Origin of the sequence: Paenibacillus sp. BGI2013 (assembly GCF_002843485.1) — a bacterium.
Lineage (GTDB): Bacteria > Bacillota > Bacilli > Paenibacillales > Paenibacillaceae > Paenibacillus > Paenibacillus amylolyticus.
Window position 1 is genome coordinate 443,449 of record NZ_PJFA01000004.1, and the last position, 17,358, is coordinate 460,806.

At 41.4% G+C, this 17,358-nt stretch carries 15 protein-coding genes and 1 pseudogene; 10 read left to right on the plus strand and 6 right to left on the minus strand.

Annotation, left to right across the window (positions count from 1 at the left end; all coding sequences use genetic code 11):
• Window positions 1–18: 18 nt before the first annotated feature.
• The gene (locus tag CXK86_RS12920) at window positions 19–813 is read right to left on the minus strand and encodes an SDR family oxidoreductase (protein WP_036615385.1); all 795 of its coding nucleotides are present in this window, start codon (window positions 811–813) and stop codon (window positions 19–21) included.
• A gap of 176 nt (window positions 814–989) precedes the next feature.
• Here CXK86_RS12920 and CXK86_RS12925 point away from each other — a divergent pair, with 176 nt between their 5' ends.
• From CXK86_RS12925 to CXK86_RS12935, 4 genes are all read left to right on the plus strand, one after another.
• The gene (locus CXK86_RS12925; protein WP_076253196.1) at window positions 990–1,871 is read left to right on the plus strand and encodes a LysR family transcriptional regulator; all 882 of its coding nucleotides are present in this window, start codon (window positions 990–992) and stop codon (window positions 1,869–1,871) included.
• Between the two features lie 228 nt (window positions 1,872–2,099).
• Window positions 2,100–2,249 (plus strand): hypothetical protein, encoded by a 150-nt coding sequence (locus CXK86_RS32060; RefSeq protein ID WP_164783315.1) that lies wholly within the window; start codon window positions 2,100–2,102, stop codon window positions 2,247–2,249.
• A 397-nt stretch (window positions 2,250–2,646) separates the two neighbouring features.
• Window positions 2,647–4,239: a glycoside hydrolase family 32 protein gene (locus tag CXK86_RS12930; RefSeq protein ID WP_076253197.1), complete on the plus strand. Its 1,593-nt coding sequence runs from the start codon at window positions 2,647–2,649 to the stop codon at window positions 4,237–4,239.
• A gap of 127 nt (window positions 4,240–4,366) precedes the next feature.
• Window positions 4,367–8,170: a GH32 C-terminal domain-containing protein gene (locus tag CXK86_RS12935; protein ID WP_076253198.1), complete on the plus strand. Its 3,804-nt coding sequence runs from the start codon at window positions 4,367–4,369 to the stop codon at window positions 8,168–8,170.
• A 122-nt stretch (window positions 8,171–8,292) separates the two neighbouring features.
• On the opposite strand, the gene arr is transcribed toward CXK86_RS12935, so the two are convergent.
• A complete protein-coding gene (gene arr, locus CXK86_RS12940) occupies window positions 8,293–8,709 on the minus strand; it encodes an NAD(+)--rifampin ADP-ribosyltransferase (protein ID WP_101313844.1) in 417 nt (138 codons plus the stop codon).
• Window positions 8,710–9,094: 385 nt separating this feature from the next.
• On the opposite strand from arr, the gene CXK86_RS12945 reads away from it, so the two are divergent.
• The 4 genes from CXK86_RS12945 to CXK86_RS32065 all read left to right on the plus strand — a co-directional run bounded on the left by CXK86_RS12945 (window position 9,095) and on the right by CXK86_RS32065 (window position 11,007).
• Complete coding sequence (locus CXK86_RS12945; protein WP_017688279.1) at window positions 9,095–9,577, plus strand: MarR family transcriptional regulator; 483 nt, start codon at window positions 9,095–9,097, stop codon at window positions 9,575–9,577.
• Window positions 9,578–9,597: 20 nt separating this feature from the next.
• Window positions 9,598–10,173 (plus strand): nitroreductase family protein, encoded by a 576-nt coding sequence (locus CXK86_RS12950; protein ID WP_076253199.1) that lies wholly within the window; start codon window positions 9,598–9,600, stop codon window positions 10,171–10,173.
• 17 nt (window positions 10,174–10,190) lie between these two features.
• Window positions 10,191–10,676: a nitroreductase family protein gene (locus CXK86_RS12955; RefSeq protein ID WP_076253200.1), complete on the plus strand. Its 486-nt coding sequence runs from the start codon at window positions 10,191–10,193 to the stop codon at window positions 10,674–10,676.
• A 184-nt stretch (window positions 10,677–10,860) separates the two neighbouring features.
• Window positions 10,861–11,007 (plus strand): hypothetical protein, encoded by a 147-nt coding sequence (locus CXK86_RS32065; protein ID WP_179087923.1) that lies wholly within the window; start codon window positions 10,861–10,863, stop codon window positions 11,005–11,007.
• 504 nt (window positions 11,008–11,511) lie between these two features.
• Here the strand turns inward: CXK86_RS32065 and CXK86_RS12965 are convergent.
• Window positions 11,512–12,456, minus strand: coding sequence for an NAD(P)-dependent oxidoreductase (locus tag CXK86_RS12965; protein ID WP_076253201.1), 945 nt, complete (start codon window positions 12,454–12,456; stop codon window positions 11,512–11,514).
• Window positions 12,457–12,633: 177 nt separating this feature from the next.
• On the opposite strand from CXK86_RS12965, the pseudogene CXK86_RS12970 reads away from it, so the two are divergent.
• Window positions 12,634–12,936 (plus strand): annotated as a pseudogene (locus tag CXK86_RS12970) (MFS transporter); the annotation flags it as partial.
• A 52-nt stretch (window positions 12,937–12,988) separates the two neighbouring features.
• Here CXK86_RS12970 and CXK86_RS12975 read toward each other — a convergent pair.
• The 3 genes from CXK86_RS12975 to CXK86_RS12985 form a co-directional block, all read right to left on the minus strand.
• Complete coding sequence (locus CXK86_RS12975) at window positions 12,989–14,545, minus strand: glycine betaine uptake BCCT transporter (protein WP_036671491.1); 1,557 nt, start codon at window positions 14,543–14,545, stop codon at window positions 12,989–12,991.
• A 261-nt stretch (window positions 14,546–14,806) separates the two neighbouring features.
• Window positions 14,807–15,232, minus strand: a complete 426-nt coding sequence (locus CXK86_RS12980; RefSeq protein ID WP_036671493.1) for a MarR family winged helix-turn-helix transcriptional regulator — start codon at window positions 15,230–15,232, stop codon at window positions 14,807–14,809.
• Window positions 15,233–15,364: 132 nt separating this feature from the next.
• Window positions 15,365–16,003 carry a nitroreductase family protein gene (locus CXK86_RS12985; protein ID WP_036615355.1) on the minus strand — a complete coding sequence of 213 codons (639 nt, stop codon included), beginning with the start codon at window positions 16,001–16,003 and terminating at the stop codon, window positions 15,365–15,367.
• Window positions 16,004–16,290: 287 nt separating this feature from the next.
• Here CXK86_RS12985 and CXK86_RS12990 point away from each other — a divergent pair, with 287 nt between their 5' ends.
• Window positions 16,291–17,226 carry an NADP-dependent oxidoreductase gene (locus CXK86_RS12990; RefSeq protein WP_047843194.1) on the plus strand — a complete coding sequence of 312 codons (936 nt, stop codon included), beginning with the start codon at window positions 16,291–16,293 and terminating at the stop codon, window positions 17,224–17,226.
• Window positions 17,227–17,358: the final 132 nt, after the last annotated feature.

Consider the following 17,358-nt stretch of genomic DNA (forward strand, 5'->3'; position numbering starts at 1 on the left):
CCCTTTATTAATTAATTATTAGACGGTAGGGATAGTTCCCCCATCTATGACATATTCACTACCTGTAATAGATGCTGCTCGGTCTGAGACCAGAAATGCGACCAGCTCAGCGACTTCTTCAGGAAATCCTGGCCGACCAATTGGAATACCTCCGAGTGAAGTCATAAGTTGTTCAAGGGCACTTTCTCGACTTCCGGTTTCAGTTGCGATCCGATCAATTAATGCGTCAGCTGCTTCTGTCTGAATAAACCCAGGAGACAACGTATTTATGCGAATTCCTTGTGGGGAAAATTCATTTGATAATCCCTTGCTATAATTAGCCAGCGCGGCTTTGGCAGACGCATAAGCCAATGTAGTTTCATATAAAGGCAAACGTCTCTGGATGGAAGTGAAATGAAGAATAACGCCTGAATTATTTTCTAACATAAGTGGAATTAAGCCACGATCAAGTCGAACTGCTGCGAGTAAATTCCAATTTAATGTATGAAGCCAATCCTCATCACTCAATGCAAGTGCGCCTCCTGGTGGTGTCGTTGATCCACCTACGCAATGGACGATAATATCGATACCTCCAAGTTGCTCTTTTACTGCTGTAATTATTTGCTCTACACCTTCAGGTGTGGCGACATCTGCTTGCACAAATTTGACCGAATTTGGCAAGTCAGCAGATAGGGAACGGGCAGTAGTAAGAACTGTAGCTCCGCCGTTTGCAAGTCTTTTCACAACTGCTTGCCCCATTCCCTTTGTTCCTCCGGTTACAAGCACCCTTTTACCTTTAAATTCTGATACAGAGAACTCAAATTCTTTATGCATAACTATTCCTCCTAGTGATGGTATTCGATGATTAATTTGAAATTGCTCTGTCTCTAAACCTTAATGTGTTGTTCGAGAGGAGCTAGAACTAATACTACACTTGCTACTTTCATAACGTCCAATTTATTATAATAATAGAAATGATGAATATTATTAATATATGGAGGGTTGTTTTAATGGAACTTACACAATTGGAATACTTTATGACCGTTGCACAGCTTGAACATATGACCTTAGCCTCCAAAAAACTCGGTATTACTCAGCCAGCGTTAAGTCATGCAATTGCCAAGCTTGAAAACGAGATAGGAGCTCCTTTATTTGAGCGAAATGGACGAAATATTAAGCTGAACCGAAACGGTACTATGTTCTCTAAATGGATTGGTAGAGCCCTACATAATATTGAAAATGGTCTAAGAGAAATCGAAGAGTGGTCCAATCCGGATACTGGTGTGATTACGTTGTCTTATCTAAATATTCTCGGTGTTGAATTGATCCCTAGCCTAATTCGAAGTTATCAATTGAAGTATCCCAAAGTTCGGTTCGAATTGACACAAGGGAACTTAGGAGATATTGATGAACATCTGGAGCAAGGATTCTCGGATATTATGATTACATCGAGGGAATCTACTTTGAATAATCATCACTGGAAGACGATTAAAAATGTTCCTTTATACATTGTTGTTCCCTCCCAACATCGTTATGCAGCTTGTAGCGCTCTTAGTTTGGCAGAGCTGTCTGGCGAGCCATTTATTGGATTGAAAAACAATTGTGGATTAAAAGCAACGATCATATCCCGGTTCCGACATACCGGATTTTTTCTTGCTTCGGCTTATGAAGCGGAGGACCTGATCACTGTAGCCGGTTTTATAAAGTCGGGTCTAGGTGTATCAGTACTACCTAAGACGTTGGGGTTGATGTTAGATGAATTGGTCTGGATCCCTATTATTGATGAAGGATGGTACTGGGAAATAGGATTAAAGTGGAGAGATGATCATAATATTTCCCCAGCAGCGAAAAGGTTTATTGAATATGTGGATACTTTACATCAAGGAGAATGACCGTCAAATTTTTTAGTTTTGAAAAGAAATTCTGAGAAAACAATCATACTTTATTGTATTTGAACACAAGGAAAAAATCCTTTTACAATCATTGGCAGTACGTTATAATACAATCACCAGGTAGATTGCCCAACAAAAAAGTGAAATATTGTAATATCTAGTCACACCCGGCTCATCATAGTTCTTTGAGCCGCATAACACAACATAATAGATATCGGAGGAATGGTTATGGTCAAGAAGAAAATTTCCACAGCCCTCAGCGCAGCTTTAATTGTTTCTATGCTGGCTACTGGCCTAATAGTCACTATCCAAGGTAACACAACGTTAGAGGTAGCGAAGTCAGCAGGGGATAAAAAGGTTGAAGTTGTTAAAGCATAAGCCAGCCGTTAATTTATTTAGAACATGTTAAGAGACAAGAGCATATTCCTATTGAAGTCGCTATTTTAGCGGCTTTTTTTGTTTTATCGGTAATATTAGGTTTAATACTAACGATATTTTGCTGAACAAGTAAAGAGAAGTTTAGATACAACCTTTTTTTACATTTGTAAACCAATGGGTTTGAAATAATAAAGAAATGATTAGATTAACTTAACTAAAAAATTGTTATTTTCTATAATCAGCCATAAATTGTGCAAATGTAAACCAAAACATATATATACATAAAAAATAATGTTCATTTATACAAAAATACTTTGACAAATGAAAACAGGTGGCTTATTTTGTTAATAAGGAATGCATATTACTTCTTTGAGATTTTAAATAGCCTTAAGGGAGCGTGAATAAAATTAAAAAAGTACATCTATCAGGTGAAAATAATATCAGCAAAGGTCCAGAAAACTTTATTTATAAAAATGAATATAGACCGCAAATACATTATTCCCCTAAGGAAAATTGGATTAACGATCCTAACGGAATGGTTTATTACGAAGGAGAATATCACCTTTTCTACCAATATACTCCCCATGATACGCAGCCTGACTTCGGCAGAATGCATTGGGGGCATGCAGTAAGTAATGATTTAGTACATTGGGATGAACTTCCACCAGCCATCTCGCCCGGGGTAGATGGAGCGATCTTTTCGGGAAGTGCGGTAGTCGATAAGAACAATACAAGCGGATTCTTCAACGAAGCAGGATCAGGATTGGTTGCAATTTATACTAATAATGATAACAGCACTCAACCCGGTAAACCGCAGGTTCAAAGCATCGCTTACAGCAAGGACAAAGGTAGAACCTGGACAAAATATGAAGGTAACCCTGTTTTATTCCCCACGGAGACGCTAGACTTTCGAGACCCAAAGGTATTCTGGCATGAAGAATCTTCAAACTGGATAATGGTTCTTGCTGTTAGCGACCGTGTAGAATTTTACACATCTTCGAATCTTAAGGATTGGTCTTATGCAAGCGGTTTCGGTTCTGATATTCCGGGCATCCATCGTGGAATTTTTGAATGTCCTGATGTTTTTAAACTCCAAGTGGATGAGGACCCTAATACCACTAAATGGATTCTGACACTAAGTGTCGGAGATAGAAATGGCGTAAATCCAAACGATTCAGAACCACCCGCAGGCGGTTCTGGCATGATGTATTTTATAGGTCACTTTGATGGTAAGGCTTTTACACTAGATGAAACATTGGAATCATTCGATACAATCCAATGGATAGATTACGGATCTGACTTTTACGCGGCCGTGACCTGGGACGGTATCCCGAATGAGGATGGGCGAAAGATTTGGGTCGGCTGGATGAATAATTGGCGTTATGCTTCCACTCTTCCTTCTAAAGAATGGCGTGGTCATATGTCCATCCCACGTGAGATTCAGCTCAGGACGTATTCGGAAGGACTTCGCTTAATTCAAGCACCCATAACTGAGTTAAATCAACTCAGAAAATCAATTCTGTCTCTACAAGACATTACGATTAAACCAGATATGAACGTTTTGTCTGCTGTTTCTGCTGCAAAGATGGAAATTATTGCGGAATTCGAAATCGGTAATGCAATAGAATTTGGGTTCAAGGTGCGAAAGTCTTCCTCTTCCAACCAGGAGACAGTCATCGGATATAATGTCTTGGATGAGGAGTTGGTTGTCGATCGAACGAAGTCAAACGCTGTTGATTTCCATCCCGATTTTGCTGCAAAACACAAGGCCCCCATGAAGCCAGAGCATAAACGGATACAGTTGAGCATCTATGTTGATTGGTCAAGTGTAGAGATCTTTGGCAACAATGGGACAACTATCATTTCAGACACGATTTTCCCCGACTTGGGAAGTAGAGGGCTGGAACTCTATGCCATTGGCGGAGAACTAAAGGTCGTGTCGCTTCAAATCAATGATCTCGTAAGCATTTGGGAAAATCAGAGTGTTTAGAATTTAGTAATGGCTTGATTCCCCTTAATGGTTACTGCGCGGTTTTGGGCAACCAAACTGAACTGGTTGTCCAAAACCAATTAAATTTGAACCAACTTCACAATATTATTAGAAAAGAGGGTATGGAATGAAAGATAAATCTAAATTCGCAATATGTCTTCTGATGGCAACGGGATTAACTCTGACTTCAAACGGTATTTTTACATCTAAATCAATTGCGGCTAGTGCTGTACTTGCTGATCAGGAAACAAATAAACAGGCAAAGGAGGAGCTTGATATTTTTGAAAGCGCATCCAAATCGAATACCAATCTGATAGGCTGGCAAGTGAAAGGAAAAGGTGGATTAGAGGATACTTCAGAAGGAATCTTGCTGACTTCACAGCCTAAAGAAAATGTAATGGCCATCTCAGAGACAGTGTCCGATGATTTTATCTATGAAGCTGATGTCATGATCAGGGATACGAAGGCGGATGCAACATTGTTGTTTCGATCTAATGAGGATGGATTTAGCTCGTACATGCTACAAATCGTTCCGGAAGCAGGTCTGATTCGGTTAAGAGATGCAAAAAATGGAGATGGGAAATTAAAGGAGGAGCGTAAAGTTTCTGTTGAAATGGGGCAAATCTATCATCTCAAAGTGAAGGCAGTGGGTTCCTCGCTAAAAGTATATTGGGGCAATCAATATAAACCATTAATTGATGTTCAGGACATTTCGTATCAAAGCGGACAGCTTGGACTCCATGTATGGGATGGATCCGCCTTGTTTTCGAACATCGTGGTGAGCGATCTGAAAGGTAATTTGGGGACGGTGATTTCTAACAAGGGAAAATGGCAGCCTGATATCAACGGCAAAAGAGGGACGGTAGAACAGGGGAGTATAGCACAGCAAATCTATAACAAAGAGGCGACTGATATGGTTTATGAAGGGAACATTACCCTTCGTCCTGATTCTATTGCAGCTCTCGCATTTCGATCTTCAACCGATGGAGCTGAAGGATATGAAGCTACTCTTACGAAGGAAGGAGATCAGGTCCGTGTAAGTTTGACGAATACAAAAGGAACAGTAATTGCCAGTTCGCAACGTACTTATCCGAGTCAGATGGGAGCCAAACATCATGTGGAAATCAAGGCAAAAGGAGATCGAATTCAGGTCTTCCTGGACGGATACACTACGGCCGCGATTGACGTGAAAGATTCAACCTACAGGAGTGGAAGTACCGGAATCGTCGTAAAAAAGGGGACGGCTTACTTCCAGGATACTTATGTGACGGAACTGAGCCAATATTACAATGAGATATATCGTCCACAATATCATTACACGCCAATACGTGGTTCAGCGAGTGATCCGAATGGACTTGTCTACTTCGAAGGAGAATATCATCTCTTCCATCAGGATGGAGGAACATGGGCGCATGCGGTAAGTAAAGATATGCTGAACTGGAAACGGCTTCCGATTGCACTTCCCTGGAATGATCACGGACATGTCTGGTCTGGGTCGGCTGTTGCGGATATGACAAATGCATCTGGTTTATTCGGAGATTCAGGAGGCAAGGGCCTTATTGCATATTATACTTCCTTTAATCCAGATAGCCCGAATGGGAACCAGCGTATAGGTCTGGCTTACAGTAAAGACCAAGGTCGTACTTGGGAGTATTCGAAGGAACGCCCGATTGTGATCGAGAACCCGGGTAAGAGCGGAAATGAAGCTGGGAATTGGGATTTCCGCGATCCGAAAGTGATCCGTGATGATGAGAATAACCGCTGGGTTATGGTTGTGTCCGGAGGAGATCATATTCGTTTCTACACGTCAGCGAATTTACTTGACTGGACATTGACAGATAATTGGGGATATGGGGATTACGTACGCGGAGGCGTATGGGAATGCCCGGTTTTGTTCCAACTTCCGGTAGACGGAACGTCACAGAAGAAGTGGGTTATGATGATCAGTACAGGAGCGAATCCCAAAACAGGTGGATCAGATGCCGAGTATTTTATCGGTCATTTAACAGCTGATGGTAAATTCGTGAACGATAATCCGGCGGGTAAGGTGTTAAGAACAGATTTTGGTAAAGAATTTTACGCTTCGATGTCTTTCGCTAACATGCCTGATCATCGCACAGTGATGATGGCGTGGATGACGAATTGGGACTATCCGTTCGCTTTCCCAACGTCCAATTGGAAAGGTGAACTAACCATTCCGAGAGAAGTATCATTGGTAACAACCAAAGATGGAATTCGGATGGTGCAAAGTCCAATCGAAGAATTGGAATCACTGCGTAAACCTTTGTATTCTGCTTCTAACAAGTCGGTGAGTCCTTCTTCCGGGAATCTGTTAAAAGGTATTATTTCAGGTGCTTACGAAATTGAAGCTGAAATTGAAATCCCTAAAACCAGCACAGTGACCGAGTTTGGCTTTAACATTCGTGAAGGTGCAAATCAGAAGACGGTCGTGGGTTATAAGGCAAGTGATAGTCGTATGTTTGTGGACCGAACTGCATCCGGTGAAACGGATTTTTCTAATCTTTTCAGTAAGAAACATGAAGCGCCTACGCAAATGGAGAATAATCGGATCAAGATGCGTATTCTTGTGGATGAATCTTCTGTTGAAGCCTTTGGTAACAACGGCAAAGTCGTCTTTTCAGATGTAATATTTCCGGATCCTGCTAGTAGAGCGATGAGTTTTTACGTGAAAGGTGGGAATGTGAACGTTGTTTCCTTGAAAGTGCATCAGCTTCAATCTGTCTGGAATGAGGACATTCCTTCAAAAGCTCAAATAAAGATGGATACGAGCGTTCGGGAACTGGGGGTAGGCGAGTCGGATACACTGGAGGCGATGGTCGAGTACGGACCAGGTCTAGGCGTTCAACCGCTTAAGTGGAATTCCAGTAATAACGAAGTAATAACCATAGATTTGGTAGACAATTCACATGCAGTTATTAAGGCAAAAAAAGAAGGGGAATCCACAGTCACTGTATCTACTCCGAATGGTAAAGCTTCCAGTAGTGTGCTCGTTAAAGTCTCAGGTGGCGAGTTCCGGACAAACCTGAGTGGATGGACTAAAGATCTGTCTGCTGCTTCATGGTTAGTTAGTGAATATGGGATTCGTGGTAAATATTTTAGCGATGCGAATTATATTGCCAAAGAGAAGGCTGGGAATTTTACGTATGAAGCAGACATGTTGCTCGGTGAAACAGGAGGGGCAGGTTCTATTTTGTTCAGGGCTAGCGAAGATGGTCGCAGTGGTTATTATCTGAATCTAGACCCTAACATGAAGGCCATTCGTCTGTTCTATAAAATCAATGGAGGATTTGAAGAACGTCAGGTTCTTGCAAAAGTACCAACGTTCATTCAGCCAAATCATACGTATAAGGTGAAAATAGAAGCGAATGGTCCGCATATTGTCGTTCACGTGGACAGTCAAAAAGTGATAGATATCATGGATGGTACTTTTGCAGAAGGCCACTTTGGACTGAATGTATTTGGCGGCTCCGCATCTTATCAGAACGTCAATGTGAGCAACGGTGAACCTGCAAACATCACCAAGTCCAGTCTTATAAATGCCGCAACACAGAAATCCATTTATACCGTGAACCTTGTCAACGGGGAGCCGGTTACCTTGCATGATGCAAGTGCAGCTTCCATCCAGAAGTGGGTATTTGTTCCGACAGGTGACGAAGCAGGTTCGTATTCAATTCGTACTACGGCCGGTCAGACACTTGATCTGGATATAGGGCAAAACAAACTTCAGCTGTATCATTACTTAGGGTACAACAACCAGCGTTGGGTCCTTCACGAGAACAAAGACGGATCCGTTCATATTACTTCAGCTCATCATCAAAAAGCATTAGAAGTATCGGAAGATGGGACCGAACTCTTCCTAAGTGAACTGAATCCATCACTTGATCGACAAAAGTGGATATTAACGAAATAATAAATTTATTCCATGATGGCGTATCTCATAGATATTCCAATAAAGAAATGTCGTGGGACGGGAACATGTTCAATTCAAGTCGCTATTATAGCGGCTTTTTTCTTTTAACGAAACGAGAGGGATCAATCATATATTATATTTTTTCCTTCTTCACTTAGTTTTCTCAAAGATGTAATCATGTGATTAATCTCTTCTTCAGAGTGTCTTTCCCATGAAGCTAATTCAGCTATTATTTTAAGTGGCGATTTAGATCGATATGAACGTGTTGGGTTTCCAGGAAACTTTTTATCAGTTACGTTTGGATCACTTTCAAAATCTCCTAAAGATTCTACAATGTAGATTCTTTCTTTTGCATTAGATCTTGCCAATTCAGCACCCCATTTGGCAGCATTTAATGTTGCAGTAAAGTATATATGGTTAGAATTTTTTTCTTGGTAATTTGATAAGAACTGTGGTTCTAATAAATCACCAATTTGCAGTTCTGCTTTTGTACCATGAAAAAAAGGACCTTGGTCTATGATCACTTTTTTGTCATCCATAATGATCCACCTCTTTTTTAGTTTTGTATTTAGCAGTATAGTGTAGGAATTTCAAAAAAAACAGTCTATAAAAACATAAAAAATAACGGTATAATTTAAGTAGAGAGAACGATACTGAGTCCAATAACCCAAGTTTAAGAAAGCAGCCGATCAGCGTGATCGGCTGTTTTTGTTTAACTAACGAGCAGGTTAAAAGATAATCCGTTCAAGGCAGGTCTCTGTCCTGGATTATAGAGTAATGTTGTAATGTCAGAGAATATAGTTGATAAGCATTATCATTCATGATATATTGTTAACCAATAAACTAAATATAAGAATTTATTTAGAATAACTCTATTTTTAAAAGAATATTTTTGTTTACAAGTAAATAAGGAGCGATCAAAGAATGATCTCAAAAGATCGAACAAAACAGTTGCTTTATGACCAATTTATCCGTTTTTTACATGTGTATGAGAACCACAAGGATACAGAAATCGAGCATTTCCTAAGTATCGCCCAGCGTGAAAGCATCGAGAAAATCCCTCAGCATTTGACCGCGGTTCATATGATAGATTGCATAGGCAAGCATGAGCCAATTAACAACACGGGTATTGCCGAGGCAATGAATTTGTCCAAAGCAAGTATCACCAAAATTGGCAACAAACTGCTCGAGGAAGGATTCGTCAAACGTACGAAAATGAACGACAACAAAAAGGAGAGCTATTTCCGGTTGTCACCGCAAGGCAAAAAGATCTTTGAACTGCATGAACGTCTGCATATACATGAGGCTGAGCGCTTCTATCGTACTCTCGACAAATATTCGGAAACGGAGCTAAAAGTAATCCATCAATTTCTTCAAGACAGCAGTATAAATATTGAATCCAGATAGAACAAAGGAGAGTGAAGCATATGAGTCTGGCGGAATTGATCAGGGAGCGCAGGAGTATTCGTAAATGTAACTCTACGCCGGTGGACCAGGAGTTGGTTGTTGAACTACTGCGTAAGGCTATACGGCTTCAACCATTTGTTGAGTCTGGCTCATGGCGTGTAGTATATGCCGGAACTCCAGAAGCACGCAAACGGTTGGTGGACTGCATGCTGGAACAGATGTCACAAAGCAAGCTCGGCAAGTTGATTCCAGGGAAACTTCTGGATGTTTTTAAAAAGAGATTTACCGATATTCCTGCCCACGTCATTGTTATGTCGACTGTAGGACCGAATCGTCTGACCAATGACCGCAATTATGCGGCTGCCTGCGGGGTGATGCAGAGCTTCCAACTGCTGGGCTGGGAACGAGGGTTAGGAATGTTGTGGGATACAGAGTCCATGATTCAGCATGAAGGGTTCTTCAATGGAATTGGCTTACGTGAGGATGAAAGATTTGTTGGTATTCTTCATATAGGGTATTACGACAAAGCGCCAAGAAGTCGGAAAAGAACACCAGCCGAGCAGAAGTGGACCGTATTGCGAGGACAGTTTACATAGAAGAGGAGGATATGAAAATGAAATTGTCAGATTTGGAAGGAGACATGGACGGTCCGAGTGCGTTTTTGGATCAACCGGTATCGCAGGATCTAATCCTTGAGTTGCTCAATCATGCCGTATGGGCGCCAAATGATGGCCTCCGAGAGCCGTGGCGATTTATCTTTGCTGATAACCGGTATGGGGACATCATGCAGGGATTACAGGAGCCTGCCCCTGCATATCTTCTGGTGTTGGTGAAGGAAGAGGCGGATCAATATAAGCGGGAAGAGGACTTTGCAGCTGTCTGCTGCCTAATTCAGAATTTCCGCTTGCTGGCTCATGAGCAAAGTCTGGGTGTGCGCTGTACCTTGCATGACTGGATGTACGACCCGAGCCGTACTGAAATGTTTGGTGTACTAAGTAACGAGCGCATTGCTGCGGTTCTGGAATTGGGATACGGTGCAAATCAGTGGAAAGGAAATACGAAGTTACCTGAGACTCAACTTCATTTTGAACTGCTGTAAGGTGGGAACGATGGGATGAGACTCCAAATGGAAAAAATTGTTTTACAATCATTGTCAGTACGTTATACTACAATCATTAGGTGAATTACTCAATAAAAAAGTGAAATATTGTAATTTATTAGTCACCCACGGCTCGTCATCGTCTTGAGCCACTTATTACATAATAAATATAGGAGGTATGATTATGGTCAAGAAGAAAATGTCCACAGCACTCAGTGCAGCTTTAATCGTTTCTATGCTGGCTACTGGCGTGATAGTCGCTATTCAGGGTACAACAACGTTAGAAGTAGCGAAGTCAGCAGGGGATAAAAAGGTTGAAGTCATTAAATAAAGCATACGTGAGACCTGCTAGAAAGTTAAAAGAACCTCATCTCGGTTAACCCGGCTGAGGTTTTTTTCTGTATCATTAGGCATTGAAAAAATGCAGACCTAAGTCCGTGAACGCTTGACCACCATTTACCTTGACGCAAAGTCCAATCTAATGTATACGGAACTGGAAATGACCAACCAGGAAAAACGGCAATCCAAGCAGTCACAATTAGTTACTTACTACAAAACACCAGATAACGAGTATTAACAGCTCAACATTACGAGAGGTGAGGGAACGCTTAACGCAGGGAAAGATATTAACACTTGGTACCGATTTAACCGTTGGCAATAAAAGATCATACTTCATGAACTTGAATACCAACTTAAGCAAAATCATAAATAGTGGGACAGTTCGAATCAATCTGTATATTGGACCTCTGTCAAGAAAGTGGACACTTACGCTACGGATCTTGCGGTAAATTGCTGTGCAAAACGGGCAGGGGAAAGGTACCCCTACACCAAAACATCATAATTGATTGAGCTTGCTTTCAGGCTCCTCACCATTTTCTACACGTCTTATATTCTTTATAAAGAACTCATATCTTGTTTTATGAAATTTCCGACCATCAGGCATTCCTGCTGTATGGGGAGTAAGTATCACATTACCCAGATTCCGGAGCTCGCTGTCAATCGGAAGCGGTTCAGATTCAAACACATCCAGGCATGCGCCTGAAATATCCCCGTTTTTTAATGCATCAATCAAGTCTCTTTCGTTGACAATGCCTCCGCGGGCTGTATTGATAAAAAGAGTGGTATTTTTCATTTTTTTGAATGCCGCTTTGTTGATCAGCTGTTTGGTTTGCTCATTCAAGGGTACATGTACACTGACTATGTCCGATGTACTTACAAGAGTATCGAAATCCGTCATTTTCACAAAACCATCAGATTGTACAATGGCATTTCTCGCATACGCCAGCACATTCATGTCAAAAACCCTGGAAAACGCAGCTACTTTTTTTCCAATAGCACCCAAACCGATAATCCCAATCGTTTTGCCCTTTAATTCACTCCCTGTATAGTCCAATTGATTTTCATCCATCTTGTTTTTCATGAAAGTATCAAGAAACGGTATGTTTTTATAATAAGACAATATCAGTGCCATGACGTGCTCGGCCACTGCCTGTGCATTCACTCCTCCAGCATTGGCCACCCAAATGCCGCGCTGTGTACAGGCAGGGACATCCACATTATCAAATCCTGCACCTGTCTGTACCAATTTTAATTTTTTTGCGTTAGAAAGCAGACTGTGATCCACTTTAATATGTTCAGGAATGATTACTTGGCAATCTTCAATATGATGCAGCATTTCTTTTCCGGGCGGAACAATTACAACGTTCCAGTCTTGCGGAAAACACCTTGCAATATTTGATTTTGAGGTCTCGCTAAAATAGCCAACGATGAGAATTTTCATTGCTAAACCACCTTTCATAAGCTATACCATTCTTCAAATAAAATCGTTGATGCTCGTCATTTTATCCTTTTAATACAATTTTATCAATAAAATCTCATCACGTTCTATTGAACGGGAATGGAAAAGAATCTAGATAAACAATATACTAGCTATATAGTTTTTTTTGTTGAGGTGAATAGTTCTAATGTCATTCTGTTGTGGATCGTCATACTCGGAATTGGTGGAGGTTTCGCCTTTAGTTTGGCCATGATGTTTTTCGGGTTGCGTACTGAAAATGCGCATCAAGCAGCGGAACTATCTGGCATGGCCCAATCGATCGGATATCTTCTTGCCGCAATCGGTCCAGCCCTTATAGGATATCTGCACGATGCAACAAATAGTTGGAACCTGCCACTTTTCATTCTTCTTGGGGCTTCGGTGTTACTCTTTGTAGTTGGTATAGGAGCAGCAAGTAATCAAAAAATCAATACCATGAAATAATAAAAAGCCCGCAATGACGCGGGCTTTTGTTAGTTTTAACATCAAGTATACATTACCTGCCGGAAATTTCATTCAACGAGATTTCTTGTTCCTCCAGCAGTCGTTTCAGCTTTTGGCGCTGCCGTTTTTCCTTCTGACGGCGCTCTTTGTCCTCAGCCTTTAGAGCCTTGAGCAGGGAGAAACACATACCGATAAGGACAATAGCGAACGGCAATGCGGTTACAATGGATGCCGTCTGGAGGCCAGTTAACCCCCCGCTGATTAGCAGTACTACCGCGATGGAGGACTGCATAATTCCCCAGGTTAATTTCACTCTTGTACTTGGGTCCAGTTTGCCATCTGAAGTGAGCATGCCCAGTACAAAGGTAGCTGAATCAGCCGACGTAATAAAGAAGATCATGATCAGCATTGTGGCGATGAATGCCACGATCGTGCCCAAAGGCAGCTGCTCCAGCATAAGGAATAAAGCGGTTGTCGTATCTTCCTTGACAGCCTCCGCCAGATGAGCGGCATTGAACAATTCCATGTGAAGTCCTGTTCCGCCAAAGACGGAGAACCAGATAAATCCGAAAAGACTTGGAATAACCATGACGTAAATTACAAATTCCTTTATGGTTCTTCCTCTGGATACCCTTGCGATAAAAGTGCCGACAAAAGGAGCCCACGAGATCCACCATGCCCAGTAAAATAACGTCCATGCTCCAATCCAGGTTTCTCTTGAGAACGGCGTCAGTCTCAAACTCATGTTAATAATATTCTGCATGTAACTGCCCAAGGTTGTTGTGAATGTGTCAAATATAAAAGAAGTCGGTCCAGTCACCAATACAAACAACATCAATAACAAAGCTATAACGAGGTTGACGTTGCTCAGAATCTTAATACCTTTATCCAGACCGGAGGTTGCCGAGATTAAAAACAGTACGGTTACAACGATGATAATGACAACCTGAGACAGAGTCGAGTTAGGAATACCGAATAAGTGATTCAGACCCCCGCCGATCTGAAGAGCACCCAATCCAAGCGAGGTCGCAACACCAAAGATGGTGGATATGACCGCCAGAATATCAATAACCTTACCAAGCCAGCCAGCAGCAAGACGCTCACCGATCAGAGGAATAAAGGTGGAACTGATCAGCCCTTTGTATCCTTTCCGGAACTGGAAGTAAGCAAGTGCTAAGCCGATGACGGTATAGATAGCCCAAGGATGCAGCCCCCAGTGGAAAAAGGAATAACGCATTGAAAGTATGGCTGCTTGCGTTGTTTCGGGTACCGCCCCCTCAGGTGCAGATAAATAGTGGGACAGCGGTTCAGCAACTCCCCAGAAAACCAGCCCAATGCCCATACCTGCGCTAAACAGCATGGACAGCCAGGAAACCGTAGAATACTCCGGCTCATCATCGTCATCCCCAAGCCTAATACCGCCAAATCGGCTGAACGCCAGATAAAAAGCAAAGATCAGGAAGAACAGTGTCGCTAGCAAATAAAACCAGCCAAAATTCTGAATAGAGAAGTTGTAGGCAACATTAGCCACATCCGCTAGCTGATCAGGAGCGACGGCTCCCCATATTGCAAACAGTGCAACGATGATAATTGTGATTGTAAATACCATGATGAGACCTCCATTATGTAAGCTTCAGCCAACTGTTTCCTTAGTATGTGCTAGTCTAACTTGTAATATTTCGAAAAGCTAGCTGTTGATAAATTAAAACAAACCGCCATGTAATGAAACACTCAGCGGTTTGTTTTGATCTTGCCTGAATAATATATGGCCTATAATCTCTTGTTAATCTGAGATATTGTATCATCTCATCTAACTAGTTTTATTCATTTATGAAAAGAAATCTGAAGAAGGCTGACTGTCATTGTAAATTTACAGATCCTTCAGATTAAATTGCATGCGTGTAAGCATGTCGGTCATCATTGCAACTTCTTCTTCACTGAAATCCAGTATCATCTGATGAAGAAACTGGTTTCGATCCTGCTTGAAATTGGCGATATGCGTTAGCCCTTGTTCTGTTAACCGGACGAAGGTTTCCCGATGATCGTCAGGGTTTCTTCTTCGTGACACCAAACCGTCTGCTTCCAGTTGCTTCAAATGGCGTGTAACAGCAGCACTGTCAATATGAATGGCCTTCTGCAAATGGCTTTGTGTAACTTCTTCATGAAGATAGAGATGATACAGCAGAACGTATCGTGAGGAACTGATCCCCGTACAACGTTCAAATTTAGGTTTCAACTGATTGCTTATATTTTTAAGTAATATTAATAAGGTTTCTTGTTCCAGCGAACAATTCATGTTTGCCCCTCCTTGAATGGTGCAGAATGTCTTGAAAAGTTTCATGTAACAAGGGCAGATTGCTTCCAAGACATTCAGCAACTAAAGGCAACTATATCACAATGTGGAGAATACTCGCACTATCGCTTTGAATCATGCCCAAAACGTGGTCTCTTCGGCTGGCATACGGTAGGAGGTGTATCCCTCGCTTGCAGCTTTTCCAATTGTCAGTAGCATGACTGGTACATAGCGTTCTTTATCCAAGCCAAACACTTCAGCAATTTGATCTTTTTCATAACCACCGACTGGATTGGTGTCATACCCATGTGCACGGGCAACCAGCATCAATTGCATGGAAACCAGACCGGCGTCAAGCATAATGACATCGTTCATTTCAGCATCGGACATGTTGTTATAGATCGGTTTGAATGCCTTCAACTGAAAGTCCTTAACATCTTGTGGCATTAAGCCATGCTCAACAGCTTTTCCATAGATGTTTTCTGCATAATCGAAGTTGTTTTTGTCCGCAAACACGGCAATGACAGCAGAAGCTTGAGCGACTTTTTCTTTGTTAAAGCGAGACAGTGGGACGAGTTTTTCTTTTCCCTCTGGAGTATCCACCACAAGGAAGCGCCAAGGCTGCATGTTGATGGAGGAAGGGGCAGTGCTAGCTTCATTGATGATTTGAGTCATTTCTTCCCTGCTGATTTTTACGGATGAATCGTATGTCTTAATGGAGCGGCGTCCATAAATAATTTCGTTAAAATCGTTTGTTTGTTGGTATGGTTTCATAATAGTTACTCTCCCTTTATATTTTGTTGAGCTATCAATGTTTGACTAGTCAATTGTTGATAAGTCAAATATAAACGAAAACTAAGTCCATCTCAATAGTTTTTTTTATGTAAAATCATAACAATAAAAGCAACATTTCCAACGATTCTAACTTAACTTTTGCATAATTTTATCCTGGTTGTTTAAAAATGAGTAAGGGTAATATGCATGAACCCCAGTGACTAGATACAAATAAATAATCGGGAATAACATGTAAAAGGATATTAGCTTAGAGGAGTGATACAAAAATGAAAGCAGTTGTGATTAATCAATATGGAAGTAAAGAAGAGTTAGTTGAGCAGGAAGTGAATAAACCGAGGGCAGAAGCCAATCAAGTGGTTGTAAAATTAGAGGCTACATCCATTAATCCAATCGATTGGAAATTAAGAGAGGGTTACTTAAAAGAAATGTATGATTGGGAATTTCCTATTATCTTAGGCTGGGATGTAGCTGGGGTCATAACTGAAATTGGTTCAAACGTTACCAAATGGAAAGTTGGGGATCGAGTATTCAGTCGTCCTGATACAACACGTTTCGGTTCGTATGCTGAATATACAGCAGTTGATGAGCACCTTCTGGCAAAACTACCTGATTCAATCTCATATGAGGAGGCTGCGGCTGTACCTTTGGCTGGTTTAACAGCATGGCAGGTACTGTTTACTCATGGCGATCTAAAAGAAGGTGAAACTGTACTTATTCACGCTGGAGCTGGTGGTGTAGGTATGTATGCCATTCAATTAGCAAAACATGCCGGCGCTCATGTTATTACAACAGCAAGTGAAAAAAATCATGAACTTCTTTACTCGTTAGGTGCTGATCAGGTCATTGATTACAAAAAGGAAAACTTTGAAGAGATTCTAAAAGATATAGATTTAGTGTTTGACACGATGGGTGGAGAAGTAGCTGAGAATAGCTATAAGGTGCTTAAGCCAAATACCGGAAGACTAATTACCATTGTTGGTGAACCCAATCATGATACTGCTAAGTCTCACAATGTATTAGCAAAGGGGATTTGGCTACAGCCAGATGGTGATCAATTGCAGAGAATGGCAGAGCTGATGGAAGAGAACAAGATAAAGTCAATTGTAGGGGCAACATTCCCGTTTAGTAGACAGGGGATTTATGATGCACATGCTTTGAGTGAAACTCACCACGCTGTAGGTAAGATTGTCATTACATTTTAAAAAAGAAGACTGGGAAAAACCGCTAAACATTAAAATTGGCATCTGTCGAGGGACAAAAACATATTCCTATTAAGTCGCTATCTTAGCGGCTTTTTTATATTATCAGTACAAGTTCGTGTCCCGAGCCAAGGA